The 15,140-nt window shown below is 38.4% G+C and carries 13 protein-coding genes; 9 read left to right on the top strand and 4 right to left on the bottom strand.

All coding sequences use genetic code 11. The features are described 5' to 3' along the window. Positions 1–247: 247 nt before the first annotated feature. The 4 genes from WKF66_RS09800 to WKF66_RS09785 all read right to left on the bottom strand — a co-directional run bounded on the left by WKF66_RS09800 (position 248) and on the right by WKF66_RS09785 (position 5,217). Positions 248–1,216 (bottom strand): CobW family GTP-binding protein, encoded by a 969-nt coding sequence (locus tag WKF66_RS09800; RefSeq protein ID WP_489674267.1) that lies wholly within the window; start codon positions 1,214–1,216, stop codon positions 248–250. A 152-nt stretch (positions 1,217–1,368) separates the two neighbouring features. Next, positions 1,369–1,785 (bottom strand): MerC domain-containing protein, encoded by a 417-nt coding sequence (locus WKF66_RS09795; RefSeq protein ID WP_489674266.1) that lies wholly within the window; start codon positions 1,783–1,785, stop codon positions 1,369–1,371. A 369-nt stretch (positions 1,786–2,154) separates the two neighbouring features. Beyond that, positions 2,155–2,586 (bottom strand): DoxX family protein, encoded by a 432-nt coding sequence (locus WKF66_RS09790; protein ID WP_489674265.1) that lies wholly within the window; start codon positions 2,584–2,586, stop codon positions 2,155–2,157. Positions 2,587–2,748: 162 nt separating this feature from the next. Further along, positions 2,749–5,217: a TonB-dependent receptor domain-containing protein gene (locus WKF66_RS09785; RefSeq protein WP_489674264.1), complete on the bottom strand. Its 2,469-nt coding sequence runs from the start codon at positions 5,215–5,217 to the stop codon at positions 2,749–2,751. A 538-nt stretch (positions 5,218–5,755) separates the two neighbouring features. Here WKF66_RS09785 and WKF66_RS09780 point away from each other — a divergent pair. The 9 genes from WKF66_RS09780 (at position 5,756) to WKF66_RS09740 (ending at position 14,888) form a co-directional block, all read left to right on the top strand. Beyond that, positions 5,756–6,223 carry a hypothetical protein gene (locus tag WKF66_RS09780; protein WP_489674263.1) on the top strand — a complete coding sequence of 156 codons (468 nt, stop codon included), beginning with the start codon at positions 5,756–5,758 and terminating at the stop codon, positions 6,221–6,223. Positions 6,224–6,587: 364 nt separating this feature from the next. Continuing rightward, positions 6,588–6,953 carry a BlaI/MecI/CopY family transcriptional regulator gene (locus WKF66_RS09775; RefSeq protein WP_489674262.1) on the top strand — a complete coding sequence of 122 codons (366 nt, stop codon included), beginning with the start codon at positions 6,588–6,590 and terminating at the stop codon, positions 6,951–6,953. A 1-nt stretch (position 6,954) separates the two neighbouring features. Then, positions 6,955–8,796 carry a M56 family metallopeptidase gene (locus tag WKF66_RS09770; protein WP_489674261.1) on the top strand — a complete coding sequence of 614 codons (1,842 nt, stop codon included), beginning with the start codon at positions 6,955–6,957 and terminating at the stop codon, positions 8,794–8,796. 264 nt (positions 8,797–9,060) lie between these two features. Further along, the gene (locus WKF66_RS09765; protein ID WP_489674260.1) at positions 9,061–9,552 is read left to right on the top strand and encodes a hypothetical protein; all 492 of its coding nucleotides are present in this window, start codon (positions 9,061–9,063) and stop codon (positions 9,550–9,552) included. Positions 9,553–9,996: 444 nt separating this feature from the next. Beyond that, positions 9,997–11,721: a sensor histidine kinase gene (locus WKF66_RS09760; protein WP_489674259.1), complete on the top strand. Its 1,725-nt coding sequence runs from the start codon at positions 9,997–9,999 to the stop codon at positions 11,719–11,721. After that, entirely contained in the window at positions 11,718–12,476 is a 759-nt protein-coding gene (locus WKF66_RS09755) for a LytR/AlgR family response regulator transcription factor (protein ID WP_489674258.1), read from the top strand. Before WKF66_RS09760 ends, WKF66_RS09755 begins: the two co-directional genes overlap by 4 nt. A 315-nt stretch (positions 12,477–12,791) precedes the next feature. Further along, positions 12,792–13,244 (top strand): hypothetical protein, encoded by a 453-nt coding sequence (locus tag WKF66_RS09750; protein WP_489674257.1) that lies wholly within the window; start codon positions 12,792–12,794, stop codon positions 13,242–13,244. Continuing rightward, positions 13,234–13,434, top strand: a complete 201-nt coding sequence (locus WKF66_RS09745) for a helix-turn-helix transcriptional regulator (protein ID WP_489674256.1) — start codon at positions 13,234–13,236, stop codon at positions 13,432–13,434. Before WKF66_RS09750 ends, WKF66_RS09745 begins: the two co-directional genes overlap by 11 nt. 11 nt (positions 13,435–13,445) lie before the next feature. Beyond that, positions 13,446–14,888 (top strand): TlpA family protein disulfide reductase, encoded by a 1,443-nt coding sequence (locus WKF66_RS09740; protein WP_489674255.1) that lies wholly within the window; start codon positions 13,446–13,448, stop codon positions 14,886–14,888. The last annotated feature ends 252 nt before the right edge of the window (positions 14,889–15,140 follow it).

Here is a 15,140-nt window from a genome sequence, read left to right as displayed (position 1 = left end):
TGACACTCCTCCTTATACCAATATTACTTACGACGTTCTATTTGATCATATGTAGCATTATTATCCCGGACTATAGCTTTGGATCACGCGATATTTATAATGCGTTCGCACTTTATGTACTTGGAAGACTGGTGTTTTTTAGGAAAACTGTATATGTATATGTCCTATAACAGCACGGGAATAATCATATACGCCCTCTATGAACTAGTTTACCGGCGTAGGCGGAAGTAAACCAAGTTTGATACTGCTAAGCTTCTAAACATTGCTTCAGCATGCGCTCAAACCCTTCAGGCTTAAGGCTTTTTCCAATGAACACAATACGGCTTTGTTTCAATTCGCCTGCCTCCCACTCTTGTCCGTATTCTACCACTAAACTGGAATTTACCGACTGGACGATTATTTTTCTGCTGTTTTTGGAGGCATAGATTATACCTTTAACCCGATAAACATCTTTTGCCTGGAATAGAAGAAATGCCATAAGCTGATGCTGCAGCATGTTAATGCTAAACGGCTCAGTAAAAGTAAAACTTAACGATACTATGTCTTCATGACGTTGTTGAGATAGCAAAATCGGAGACAAACTAAATTTTGGACGTTTTTCTAAAATCGTTTGTCTTTCAGTTGAAATGATTTCTGAAAAGGGATAATGGTGTTTATGCCCGGAAAGAACAATACCGAAAGGATTAATCTTAACAAGCATGTCTATTAAATAAGAAAGATGATTAGATGAAACTGTATCAGATTTTGTAATAAGTAGTATATCACTGAAACTAATTTGCTGCCGAGCCTCAATTGTCTCCCTTAGTTGAGATTCGATATGTTGCGCATCTATCAGACAGATTACCCGCTCTAAATGATAATAGTGTGGTATGAGGTGTGATTTAAGAAATGGTGCAGCAACCGATGCTGGATCAGCTATTCCGGTAGTTTCTATAATAACCTCGTCAAACTCTAATTTTCTAGACCATAGATCTTCCAGCAGCTGGTGAAAATCCTGACTCAAGGTACAGCAAAGACATCCATTACTAAGCTCATAAATTTCATTGCCAGCCCCAATGATAAGCTGCCCATCTATACTCTCCTCTCCAAACTCATTCTCAATGATTGCAAGCCGCTTAGGCTGATTGTATTTTATAAGTTCATTTAAGAATGTCGTTTTACCTGCTCCCAAAAAACCTGTAATTAATGTGACAGGCTTGGCTATGTGGTTATTCATAATTTAAATCTACAATCCATAATTGTGAAAATTTATCGAAACACCTAAGAACAATAGCTGCCCTTTTCAGGGCAGCCAATTGCACCAACTAAACCAAATTTTCACTAAGCCTTTAAATAGAGGCGTGTATACGTAATCTACAATGAGAATTCTTAATTTAAATCAACATTACCAGAGTCATCACAGCAGGTTTCATTACAAGTCGGACGGTGTAACGTCCAATTGATATAATGTGCTGCTGCAATACTTATACCGCCCATGGGAATCACTACTGATTCTAAGTTCTCAAAAAAGAAATGCCCAGAACCGATTAGCGCAAAGCCGAACACTAAAACTATTAGTGGAATAACACTTTTATGTGACCGATAGGCGGTAGCTAGTGACCACGTGCCCAGTACGATTGAAAGGGAAATCATACCAGTCTCAATCCACTTATTTGCAAGAAACTCCATGCCAATTAAAGGGAGGAATGTGAACACCAGTGGAAGTAATGCGCAATGAACTGCACATGCTATGGAGGCAATCATCCCTAGTTTGTCCATCGACCCGGCTTTGATTCTAATAAACATAAAGCGAATGTATGCAATTAGGTTGCAATAACAAATTTACTGTAAAATATTTGGTCCGGACTATACGTGGAGATGGTTATGAACGCCGGTTACCAGTTGTGTTCTATAAAACTCTACCTCTGCTGCTATCATTAACCAACGATGAATAAGCTAACCTGAATACAATGATGTTAGACCTTGATTAGCATAAAGCTTGCGTATCAAAAAACGGTGAAATAACAACATTATTGAACGGCTTCTTAGATATCCTGGGAATAGTGATAACTGTAATTTTCGTCTGTATTATAATGCTGGTGTCGGCTACTAGCCAAGCCTTTTACGAAAATTCGACAAAGACCTATAACCAAAAGAATAACTCTGGGACTTCACTTAGTTGCTTTCGCTTTTTTGTTTCTTTGATAACAAATAATCAATTGACCACTTACCTCCCCCCTTTATGATTAAGAATACACTACCTAAAAGCATCGCCCAGTCTGTCCTGCTATCATGAAGCATAGACCAGAATCCCTCGTCGATTAATAGTTTAGCCTTGGTAGAGGTTATCGCAACGAGCATAATGGTGAATAAAGGAATAGCAGCTAATCTTGTAAAAAGTCCGAGAAGAACAAATATCCCGCAGACAATTTCAAATGCCCCTACAAAAGGCCCGAGAAAGTCCGGGTTAGGTAATCCTATTTTTTCAAATCTGCCGGCTCCCAGTTTGCTGGCGAACAAAAATTTTTGAATTCCTTCAGAAAAAAACACGGCTCCAACCATTAACCGAATAATTATAACGGAAGTATCCGGTAAAGTTTTTATCATTCTTTGTAGCATAGCGATTTTTTTTTACAAAAAAACTTAACGTTTGTATCTTAACCCTTGCACGGAGTGGAAGCTAATCTACCCGAATAAAATATACCAACTTCCGATTACACGCCTCACCAGCAGAAATCCTTTTAAATGAGTTTTCGAGCGCTGCTAAACCTAAAATTCTTTATCTCCGAATTCACTGGTCGGCAATTTGGCCTTCCCCCCAGTAAGCTTGTTCAGGTTAAAGCTAAAATTTAAAAGGAAAACATCTGTTTCGTAGATATAATTCGTTGAAGTATAAAAATCATTTCCAAAGGTGGTGATTCGCTGTTTGTTTGTTTCCTTAAACCCTAAATCCATATTTTGCCATTGTAAAGTTGCAGAGAACCGACCATCCATAAATGACTTCTTTAATGAGGTATTCGGAATCAGGAACTTGGAATCTCGCCCCTGCGCCGTTGGCCTTGAAGACAGAAAATTTAAATTTCCCTGAAAGCTCCAGGTAGGATTAAGTTTGAATGTGGAGTTTGTATTGATAGAGTAAACCCAATCGGCGTTTGATATGGAAGAGCTGACGCCAAGAATATTAAGATCACCTTTAATCTTATAATTGTAAACATTTCCGCCCAAATAAAAAGTCCACCATTTTGTAGGTTGCAAATTCGTTCCGGCTTCCAAGCCAAATGATCTTGCGAATTCCGCATTCGTGAAAATCCGGTTTAAAATAGTGTCTGCATAGACACTATTTACCCGCTGTATTGGATTTTTGACCCCTTGATAATAAAGTGTCGAGAAAAAAGATCCTGATTTAAAATTGGTATTTACGCCAAGCTCTACCAGATCAATGAAACCTGGCAATAAGTCTGGATCGCCTTGTTCAAGGGTTTCAGAGTGTTCACGTTCCGGAATAGGATTCAATTCAAAGTTATTGGTTCGCTGAACTCTTTTGCTGTATCCCGCTTTAGCTTTCCATGCCTGGTTTAACGTATATAGTAAATTAAGTGAGGGGAATAAATTCGAAAGATTTAACGTGTGTGGATTAGGATCATATGAAAGGTTTACTGCGCGTGTCGCATATTCGTAGCGTAATCCACCTATATATTCCAAATTGTCATGTTTGCCGGAATATTGGCTGTAGATGGAATTGATTTGGTTTTTAGCCTTCGCCGTTCCTCTAAACCTATCCGCGTCGGGTTGTGATGTCGCTGGTGTAACAGAATAATCATACTGTCCATTTTGTGTATCGTATCTGAATTGATAACCGGTTTCCAATTTTCCTTTTCCGATGTTCACTGAATAGTCTAATTTTAGTCTGTAGCCATCAATCGGATTTTCGTAGGGATTATATACTTCCTGTATAACCGAAGCGGTGTTTGGAAAATCAACGTTTTTGTTTCTCGTATTTCCAGACAATCTGGCCCGCTCATAAAGCGCCGAAGCGGTTAAAGCGGATTTGTTTTTGAAGGTATGTGTATAATCCAGATTTCCCAAGGTGAAATTTCCGTCTTTTGTTTGCCGGTTCGAGTTGAAATAAGTAGTGCTTTTAAGGAGGGCGCTATTGGATAAACTCGACGTGGTATTAGTGTACAAAATATCCGCTAAGCGTTCCTGGTGCCTCTTTCCGCTAAAAAAACCGGCGGAAAAACTGTTGCTTGCGTCCGGGGTGAATATTACCGAAGCGCGCCCGCCATAATTATATTTAACAAAACTACGCTCTCCGTTAGAAGGAAACCTCGTAATGGTATTGGCAGTTAAGTTTTTTGTAAAAGCATCTCCTTCTCTGTATCCGGCATTATCATTTCTGGCGTAGTTGCCGCTTGCTGAGATATCCCATTTATCTTTTTTAACGTTGAAAGTTAAATCGCCGCCGAAGCGAGAAGGCTTCTCTTTGTTGCCGTAGGTAATGGTACTAGGCAGCCCGCCAAGCACGTTGGCGGCTACAGTAATGCCATTTGTGGCTCCCTTTTTTGTTGTGATATTTATAATTCCTCCTTTACCATCTGGATCATATTTCGCTGAGGGCGCAGTTATCAGCTCAATGTTTTCAATGGTATTGGCTGGTAATTGACTTAACACGGTCTGCGCGTCAGTGAGGACTGGCTTTCCATTAATTAACACTAAAAATCCTGACGATCCGCGTACACTGATATCACCCTGTCCGTTTACAGAAACCGAAGGGAGATTTTTTAAGACATCCACCGCATTACCCCCTTTAGCAGATTCAAATTGCCCTGCTTTATACGTTTGCTTATCGATCTTGTTACTCGCGACGCTTTGCGAACCTGTTATGCTTACTTCGCTGAGCGCTTTCGAACCTTTGGCTAAAGCTACGGTACCCAGATTTAACTGCTGACCCTCACCTAAAGAAAAAGCCGAAGTTTGCTTCGTTACGTAGCCGATAAAAGCAATTCTTAAATAGTAATTGCCTGGCTTAATTTGACCTATCTCAAAACCGCCATTATTTTTGGTAACATTTCCACCGGCCAGTGATGAATCGCTTGTGTTATATAACGAGACACTCGCATATTCAATTAAAGATTTATCCTGTTCGTCTGAAATTACCCCTTTTACCGAGGCTGTTTGAGCAAATAAAGACGTGGACAGTCCGATCATTATAAATACCAAGAAAAAATAACGGCTCATAAATTAATTTTTCAGCAATGATAAGTACAAAATTTGGGAGAATTCTAGGATTTACAGTTTTATTAAAATCAACGGTTAAACTATGGACACCATTGTATAAATAATTTGTTTTAAACCCATGCAATCCAATAATCTGTTTTACCAGTGAAAGACATAAATCCGTTGTTTTTTCATTACCGTTAGAGGTGCGGAAGATCAAACATTAATGAAAGGTCATCCTGCAAAGGTTGTCCCGAATTCTGTAGTAAAGCCGATCGCACACACCGAAATTCCTCCTTTTGCCGTAAAACTTTAATTAAGGTCAGATCAGCTAGGAACGTCTTTACAGGAGGGAATAATGAGAAACTTATACACCACTTATTCGTTACAAGGGTTGAGTTTATCTGTTTGTTCTGTTGAATGTAAATTTCCCTTATTAAATTTGATCAATGTAACAATGCTACAGGATTTTAGTCTTTTAAATGATTATGCCTCCAAATACAGCCGGACTCGAGCGTACTTTGTTCAGGATACAAAGCATGCTTTAATTACTTAACTTATGTATTTTTCAAAACTTCTTTTTATTCTTTTCGCCTGCTTCTTAGCTGCCTGCAATCATTCATCTTCGTTCGACAAAGAGGTCTGGGTCGATAATCCAGATATGGAAGATACTTCTAATCCCAGAGCATGGATGGTCCAGGATGTAATGAAAAACCATCTAAAATCTGGAATGTCAAGAAAAGCAGTTTTAGACTTATTAGGGAAACCCTACCAAGAAGGTATTGAACGTAGATTGCCAAAAAATACTGCATTACCAGACTCTATTTCATTTGAAAATGATGAAAATTTAAAGCCAGAAAATTCAAAAAAAGCCATGGATGCGATTAACAATTTTTATAGATTGTATGCAGAACCTGTGATGATAATTCGATATCCTGTAGGCTGGTCAACTATTGATCCTAATTTCTTAATCATAAAACTAAATGGCAAACGACAAGTAGAAGAATACTGGGTCGAACAAAGCTAAAACTTAGTATAAAGGATTTTTACCATAGGTATGGCGTTATATCAGTACCAATTAATGGCTAGCAATCGGCTTAAGTAAATAAAAATTCCTGCAAGTAGGATTTTATCGAAAAACGGTGAAAATTTGATAGGATTTCTTGACCCCTACACTTGGCAATTTGTCTTATAAAAAGAAGGTATCCAATCGCTTTTATACATCTATACCTTTATATCATTTGAGATATTGTTGATGTAATTGAAGAATTAAGATCGTGTCTCAAGAAATCCTATATACATTTCTATAACTCGTATACGAGACATCAAGCTAATTCAATAAAACTGAAGATTCAGTTGTTAAACTGAAAATTAAGTTATAGCTTTATGTTATGGAAGAATTAACTAAATCAGAAGAGCGAATCATGCAAATTATCTGGACATTGCAAAAGGCATTCGTAAAGGATATCATAGCAGAAATTGATGAGGAGCCTAAACCACCCTACAATACGATTTCATCTATTGTCAGGTTACTTGAAAAAAAGGGATATGTTTCTTATAAAGCTTACGGTAAAACGTATGAGTATTTCCCTGCCATTAGCAAAGAGGAATATACAAAGACCAGCTTCTCTAAATTATTTAGTGGCTATTTTGACAACTCCCCTTCTAGCCTGCTTTCCTTCATGGTAAAGGAAAGAACCCTAACCCAAAAGGACATAAACGAACTTCAAATGCTCATCGATAAAAACAAAGGATAATATGGAATGGCTCATCTATCTTTCTAAAGTAAGCGCATGTCTTGCTTTATTTTATGCTTTTTATTTCTTCTTTTTGCAACGCCTTACCTTCTTTAACGCCAATCGCTATTATCTACTGGCTACTTTGATTATAAGTGCAATAATACCTTCGTTGGACCTGCAGATACAGGTTTCAGCGGATGAGCGCAAAAGTCGCCAGACTGAAGTTGGTATACCTGCTAATGGTGAAAAAATAGATCAAGTTACTATGAGCCATGCCGAACCTACGTCAATAAAGAAAGAAGTTGCAGACAATGAGTTTCCATGGAGACAGCGAATTGTTCAGGCATATTGGCTGGTAGCTGCTGGTATGTTCGCAATGTTCTTATTTCAATTGTCGAGAATACTATGGTACACACGTCATGTAGATCAAAGGATAGGCCGACTGAGAATTGTTTATAAGCACCAAGGTTTTACCAATTGCTCGTTCTTTAATTATGTATTTTTGGACCAAAAAGGCATGACTGAGGAGGAAATTTCTCAGGTCCTTAAGCATGAGTTGGTACATGTGTCTGGTGCCCATTCTATCGACAGGATTATTAGTGGTTTGTTTAAGATTATCTTATGGTTTAATCCATTAGTATATCTTTATGATCATGCCTTAGAACAGGTACACGAGTATGAAGCTGATAGGCAGACTTCTTCTGAGACCGGAAACACTTTGTATGCAAAACTATTGCTCTCCATAGCGGTCAAGAATAACCATACGTTGGTACATAGCTTCTCAAAAGGTCAACTTAAAAAAAGGATTACGATGCTTTTCAGTGATAAATCTAAAGGCCAAAAAAGACTCAATTATTTTGTTGCCCTACCCCTTGTGGTAGTGCTTGGCTGGTCATTTGGCATTCAGATCGTTTATGCGAAACCGATTGAAATAGCTACCACACTGCCATCTGCCGATACGCGCGCCGATGATATTAAACCGGAAGTTACTCAGTCTCCTAATATGCTGAAGAAAGACGAGGTGATCGCTTCAAAATCACAATCGGACAGCCTATTGATGATTGACTATGGAGTCCTGGGAGAAAAGCCGGAAGTGCTCATAGATGGCAAGATATATCCTTATGATATATTATACCGGATCAGTCCCCGTTGCATTATCTCGCAAAGTTCTCTTGATGGCAGATTAGTACTTACTACAAACGACAAGAAGATTGAGTACGCAACAAAGATCGATAAGGAGAATAAGAGAATACGGAACAAGGCTAAGGCAATCGAAAAGTTCTACGTGCGGTATACGTTAAAGGATCAGGATGGTAGTAAATATGATGAGGTGATGTTTAAAACAGATCGATCAGGTTCTGGTGGCACTGTTACTCTCAAAAAGGGTTCAAAACTCTTATTCACTATTGATGACAAATCATATCCAGAAGAGAAGCTTGGCGGCATTAATAAAGATACATACAAAGACTATGATATGAGTTTAGTATCTGGAATTGAATTAAATGCTGGCGAAATTGCTAAATATGGAACTGGGTATAATGCGCTGGCCAAGCTTTCAAAAAGGGTTGCCAACGAGACAGAAACAGAAATCTCGAAGCCAAGAGTAACTTATATAGCTGATTCTGTAGCTCTTGATCAAGCAAATCAAATAGTGACATTATTTGGAAAACGGTCAAAGCTGGTATTTGGTTATTATACAATTAAAGCAGGACAAATCACTTATAATTCGAAAACACACTCGGGTGTAGCAAAGAATGGAGCTACAGTTTTTAATTCAGGCCAAAACGCCCAGTCCGGTATTGCAGATTCTGTGCATTTTGATTTCAGGTCAAATTCAATTAAACTTTATGGTTTAAAGTAATGACGATTAATGAGCTGCATGTCTACAGGATAAAAATATTAGCTGTAAACACTGATGAAAACATATTGAATAAGGTGAAAAAAGCAATAGATTCTATCTAGCTGGTTCTACGATGATGTTACTAACTTAGGAGAATCACCAGCTAAAGAAAAAGAAAATGGATATCTTGGTTTTTGGGAAACTCTTCTTCTATCCTAATGCTCTGATAACTACTTATTTGATGCTTAATGTGACTGCTAATTTTCTTATTTTAAAAATGTAACAATGGTTCAAGACCCTTTATTTTATGAAGTTCAAGGAGATCATAATCTTGGGCTGATCGTATTTTTAATCATTATAAATATTGTCATGTTTTTCCTGGTGAGCAGAAAAAGAAAGAGAAAGGATGTTGCCTACTTAGTAGGAACAGGAATTGGCTTGGTAATCACATTGCTAGCAACCTTCCTTATATTAACGCTGAAGCAATATACCCAAATCAAGGCCGATGGAGTTTACGTAAAACTCTTTCCTATCCAGATCCAGTACAAGTATCATTCATGGGAAAGTATACAGAAATCATACATCAGAGTTTATAATCCAATTAGTGAGTATGGAGGTTGGGGTTTGAAAGGCAGTAAAAGGAACAGTGCAGTAAATCAAACGGGAAGCGATGGATTACAGCTGGTCTTTAAGGATGGGAATAAGTTGCTGATCGGAACTCAGAAACCTGAAGAAATTGCGGCTGCTTTAAAAAAGATAAATCGTTATGTTAAATGAGGTTAACATTGTGTCTATGTGAAAATTAGCGCTATTTTTCTTAAGCTATAAATTTAATGCATAGCACGGGGAAAAAACATTGTCTTAAAAAATGAAAGGTTTCATCCCGTCTAGATATGGCAGCTATTTCTTGCGCTTAATAACATAGAAATTGCGACTCTATGCGATTGCAGACACCAATAATATCCGGTCTAAAAAAGTATATGAAAAATTGCGGTTTTAGATGTAAAGAGGCATTTGATTATGTGACTGAACCTCATTATCGGTTTGAACTCGTAAACAATATCAACTCTCGATGAAGAACCGTAGCATCGATTTCACGATTTAACGCAGATCTAGTGCCGAACTCTAGGTTAAGTCTTCCGAATACTCAATAGCGATTGTGGTCAGGTTAATGAGTTTACATATTTGTGGTATAGTAATAAACCTCTATACTTATACCTCATGAAAAATTGCGCTTTACTTTTATTATTTCTTTTCCTGGGTAGCTGGTACTGCCTGAGCTCCGTTGCCCAGTCTACAGATCGATTTGGTAATAAATTTAATTTCCAATATAACGGTCTTTTTTATGGCGGACTCAAATCTACGGCAACAGTGCATATACCTGATACTGCCATTTACCAGGCATTTCAGTGGCTTAATACTAAGCCTGACTTTAGATCACCGAATACTCCTATCCTACTTGGCGTGAAATTAAATCCACAAACACGCTCCACATCACCTTTACCTCTGAAGTCTCTTTCTAAATCATATTCCAGCTATTTTATAGCAGATGGATCAGCAGGAGTCGTCATTGCCATGGGAATCAATAAAAACAACATTGCGGATTATGTTTACCGGGTTGTCGAAAGTGACAGCACAGAGATCGTCCCTTGGTCTAAAATCCCCTACTTGGAGCAAAAATATGGTGCGAAACAACCATACGGCTTTATTGGCCGATTTCAGGCACCAGGAAAACTCTTACTTGTTGAAGTGAGGAACATTAAGAATTATACTATCAGAGATGGACTTATTTTTGACTGGCGGACCAGCTCGAAACCTGCTCTTCAACAAATTGCCATCTTTGCCAGAAGAAATGGGCGATTGGAATATGGCAACCTAAGAGGGTCTGAATTTGCAAAGAAATTCGACCCCAGAACAAATATCCCCAGCGATTTAAAGTTTGAACAGGGGGACATAGAACATTTACAGTTGTTTTTCAACGATCACTTCGGCCTCCCATATTCCATCGCGGTTCGCCGACTTGCGAGTAAACTCACCATAAAAGATATAGGTTTTCTTGAACTCGAGATGATAGAGAATTCCTACATTATTCGGGACAATAACTTTGATTACCCCGGTAAATACGAGATCATCGTCAATCGCAGCGATAGCTATGGCCCTCTCGCAGAAAAGGACGCACTCCGCATTCCCTTTGAAGTTTTGCCACGGCCCTTTCAATTTAAGACTCCACGCATTGAAGTAGTCATCATCATCTCGGTAGTTATCCTCATCATAGGAGGATTAATCTTCCTCCGATACCATAAACGCAGCAAAGAAAGACTACAAAAGTCTGCTCAGGAAAAACAGCTGGCAAGCCTCAAGCTAAAATCCATCCGCAGTCAGCTTAACCCACATTTCATGTTCAACGCACTAACTTCCATTCAAAATCTGATCAACAAAAACAACATCGAAGAAGCCAATTTTTACCTGTCTAAATTTGCTGGCTTAACCCGTCAGGTGCTAGACAGCAACAATGAAGAGCTGATCAGCCTTGATGAAGAAGTCAAGCTACTGAACAACTACCTTCAAATGGAACAGCTTAGATTTAATTTTAAATATGAGATCCTGGTCGATGAAAGCCTCAATCAGGCCAATATAGAAATCCCAGCCATGCTCTTGCAGCCCTTTGTTGAGAATGCCGTGAAACATGGTATATCCGGCTTAAAGGAAATGGGAATGCTGTCTGTAAAGATGATGGTTGATAGCAACGATTTGTTGTTGATCATTGCGGACAACGGCAAAGGATTCAGCGAAAAGGAAGGTAGCAATGGATATGGATTAAAACTTAGTGAAGAACGGATCACGCTACTAAATCAATTGTATAAAGAGCAACCACTATCTTTACACCTCAAGCCCGGCGATAGCGGTACAATTGTGACCATTCGCTTAGCAAAATGGATATCATGAAGATCAAAGCCTTAATCATAGACGACGAACCAAATAATATAGAAAATCTTCAGCTCATTATCAATAAGTATAGTGCACATGTATTTGTAGCAGGTACGGCAGATAATGCAGATGAGGCTGCGAAGCTGATTCTGCAGCATAAGCCAGACTTGGTTTTTTTAGACATTCAAATGCCGGAGAAATCAGGCTTTGATTTGCTTTCTGAACTGCCCGAAGTCAACTTTGAAGTCATATTCATTACTGCATACGACAAATACGGTATCCAAGCCATCAAATTTTCGGCACTTGATTACTTGCTCAAACCTATCAACATTGAAGAGTTTAAACTCGCCATTGAAAAGGCGAAACAGAGAATAGAGCTCAGCAAACAGAGCAAGAACATAGACAACCTGCTCGAGTACTTGAAAGCGGGGCAAAAAGGCGGGACTAAGATCGCCCTGCCGACGTTTAAAGAAACGATGTATGTTAGGATCAGTGATGTTATCCGTTGCGAGGCGACCAACAACTACACGACTTTCTATTTGCAAAACCAGGAGCAGGTATTGGTCTGTAAAACACTAAAGGAGTTTGCAGATCTACTAAAACCTCATGATTTCATCCGCACTCATCAATCACATCTAGTCAATATGAATTGTATAAAAAGTTATTTGAAAGAAGATGGAGGCACACTGCTATTGGAAAACCTTCAAAAGGTCCCAATATCCCGGCAGAATAGGGAGATGGTTAAAGCACGTCTGAGTAATTTAGGGAATTGAAATTTGGGCAATCACTACTAAACCCCGCTATTCATTGATAATCTAACATGGACAGATTAATAATTGCATCATTCAACGAAGGCTCAAAATTGAGTTAAGTTCTAGCTTCTGCTTGGTCCTTGTATTCTCCATTATTCCACCGTTTAATAATAGTTTACATGAACATTTCCCCACGTAGTAATTAAAAACTTTAGGCTTTCCTATACTTTCAAACCAAGTAAATTTACACCAGGTACCCCTCGAAATTCAGAGTAAATGTAAAATATACTTGACATATTATATTTTTTGCTTTACATTTGGTAAAAAAAGATTGATATGAAAAATAAGCTCTTACTTCCAGTCCGTTTTAGAAAGACCGGTTGGATCATTTTTATTATTACTACAATAGCCTTCATAGTCGCAAGGAAATATGAGTGGGAACCTTCAATGTTAAACTATACCTATACCGATAATAATGGTCGAGGTTCAAGCGGCACAAACTTGTTAAAGGAAATTTTCTTCACCTGTTGGATGATTGGATTAATGATGATAGCCTTCTCAAAAGAAAAAAATGAAGATGAATACATTGCTTACTTAAGATTATCCAGTTGGCAGTACTCTGTATTTGCATCGTTGATGATATCTATATTAGGTACTTGGTTTATTTATGGTATGAACTACCTAATGTTCTCTGCGCTAAATATGCTTACCGCACCATTAGCCTTTATAGTGATATTTAATCTAACTATATACCGTACTTTAAAAAGAAATACTATCGATGACAAATAACCTGAGAGTCCAGAGAGCCATCATGAATATTACCCAAGCGGAGCTGGCCAATCTAATTCAGGTATCTAGACAAACGATCAATTCAATTGAAGCAGGTAAGTATGTTCCATCAACGGTTCTGGCTTTAAAACTGGCAAGGCTGTTTGAAAAACCTGTAGAAGAAATTTTTCAATTAGAAGACGAAGATTAAACATTCATTACATGAGAATATTTTATGTATCAACTAAGCGAATGATCAAACAAACATGCTTCATCATCCTACTTTGTGTATGTCTACTATTTAGCTTTGCAACTGCTCAGGCACAAAGTACCTCGAAAATCAAGAGCATGCTTCAGCAAGAATTTATCTCCGCAAATTTTCTAGGTCCATATCAGTCCAATGTAAACAGCGAAAAGTTTAATGCTGAAGTTCATATGGATAGCATCTTTACAGCCTTTCAAAAAGCCTGGAAGCAGGCTGCTCCAGATACGCTCAAAAAGTACAAGCTAGACATCAGCCTTGAACAATTTAGTAATATCGATGCCTATTGTTATTTGTGGGCATTATCGAGCTACGCGAAAGACCTGAGGATGTCCACTACTATTAAAAATAAGCTAGTCAAAAACTACATGATCAGCGCTCTGAACAATGATTTGCAGTCGCTTAGTAAACACAAAAACTTAAGCAGCTTAAAGTTGATTTATGCCGCTAATCTACAAAATACGCTAGCCTTAGGAACACAGGCCGACGTAGACACAAATACGTTCCTATCAGTCATCACCCTTTTTAATGATTTCGACCAGGTACTTAAAGGAATAGCAACTCAACCGGATCCTGCTATGTCTAATTACGCGATAGCTCAGCTCAAAACCATGGAACGCTTCCGTTACGATATTAATACTAGGAACGCCTATTATAAACATCAGCCTACCGTCGCTTTTAAGATCATTTTGCAGGGCCTCCTCAATTCTCTATATCCGGTATCCAGCGCATACGCCACCTCTAAACTTCTTCTCAAAGATTATCAGAACACTGCCGACACCAGCAGGGCTCATCAACTGCTAAAAGCACTGATGCTAAATACCAGCACGGACGTTGTTCCAAAAGAGGAACTCAGGGATTGGTATCAAAAATTGGATGGCAAAAATGGTGAAGAACAATACCGCCAGATATCAGCAAAGATTTCCGGATCTTTTCAAGCAGGGTCTTATAATATAAAGTTGCCGAAGCCATGGAAGTTTTTGGCCAACACCGTACCTGAAGAAATGATTAACAAAGTCAAATATTACTTTGTCGATGTTTGGTATACAGGCTGTTTTCCCTGCATAGATGAAATCCCTGCACTCAATGCCTTCTACAATAAGATCAAAGACAGGGAAGACATCCGTCTCATTTCCATTAACACAGACTACAAAAATGGCAAACGAAACGAGCTGGATGTCATAGAGCGAAGCAAAGACTTGAAGATTGCTTTTCCTATAGTTTATGACCATGGCAAGTTGAACCTAAGCACACAATTAAAAGTGACGGGTTACCCATCTAAATTCATAGTAGACAGCAACGGTAAGGTGATTGTTAAATTTGACCAAACTGCTATAAGCCTGAAAACATTTGATCTTTTTATAGATGAGCTTGATAATGGGAAGTTGAAAGTAAATAGGTAAAGACACTGGCTGTTACGAGCTTGATTGGCTTATTAGCCAAGTCTGAGACAGGCAGACTTATTTGCTAGCACAGGCATGAAGTAGCCTTTTGGCTTATTAAGCTGTTCGATATTGAACATTTATTGACCGATAACGGACGTAGTTCATTTCAACTATCGGCCCATAAGCCGTATAATGACTCTTTAAATAGGACTCTAAGATTTGGTATACTTTTGGGGTTTTATAAATTCTTAAGGTCATACTTCAAATCTA

It is taken from the genome of Pedobacter sp. (genome assembly GCF_037719805.1).
In the GTDB taxonomy this organism is placed as follows: Bacteria; Bacteroidota; Bacteroidia; order Sphingobacteriales; family Sphingobacteriaceae; genus Pedobacter.
Note: the sequence above shows the minus strand (reverse complement) of the source record. Positions and strands in the feature narration are given on the sequence as shown.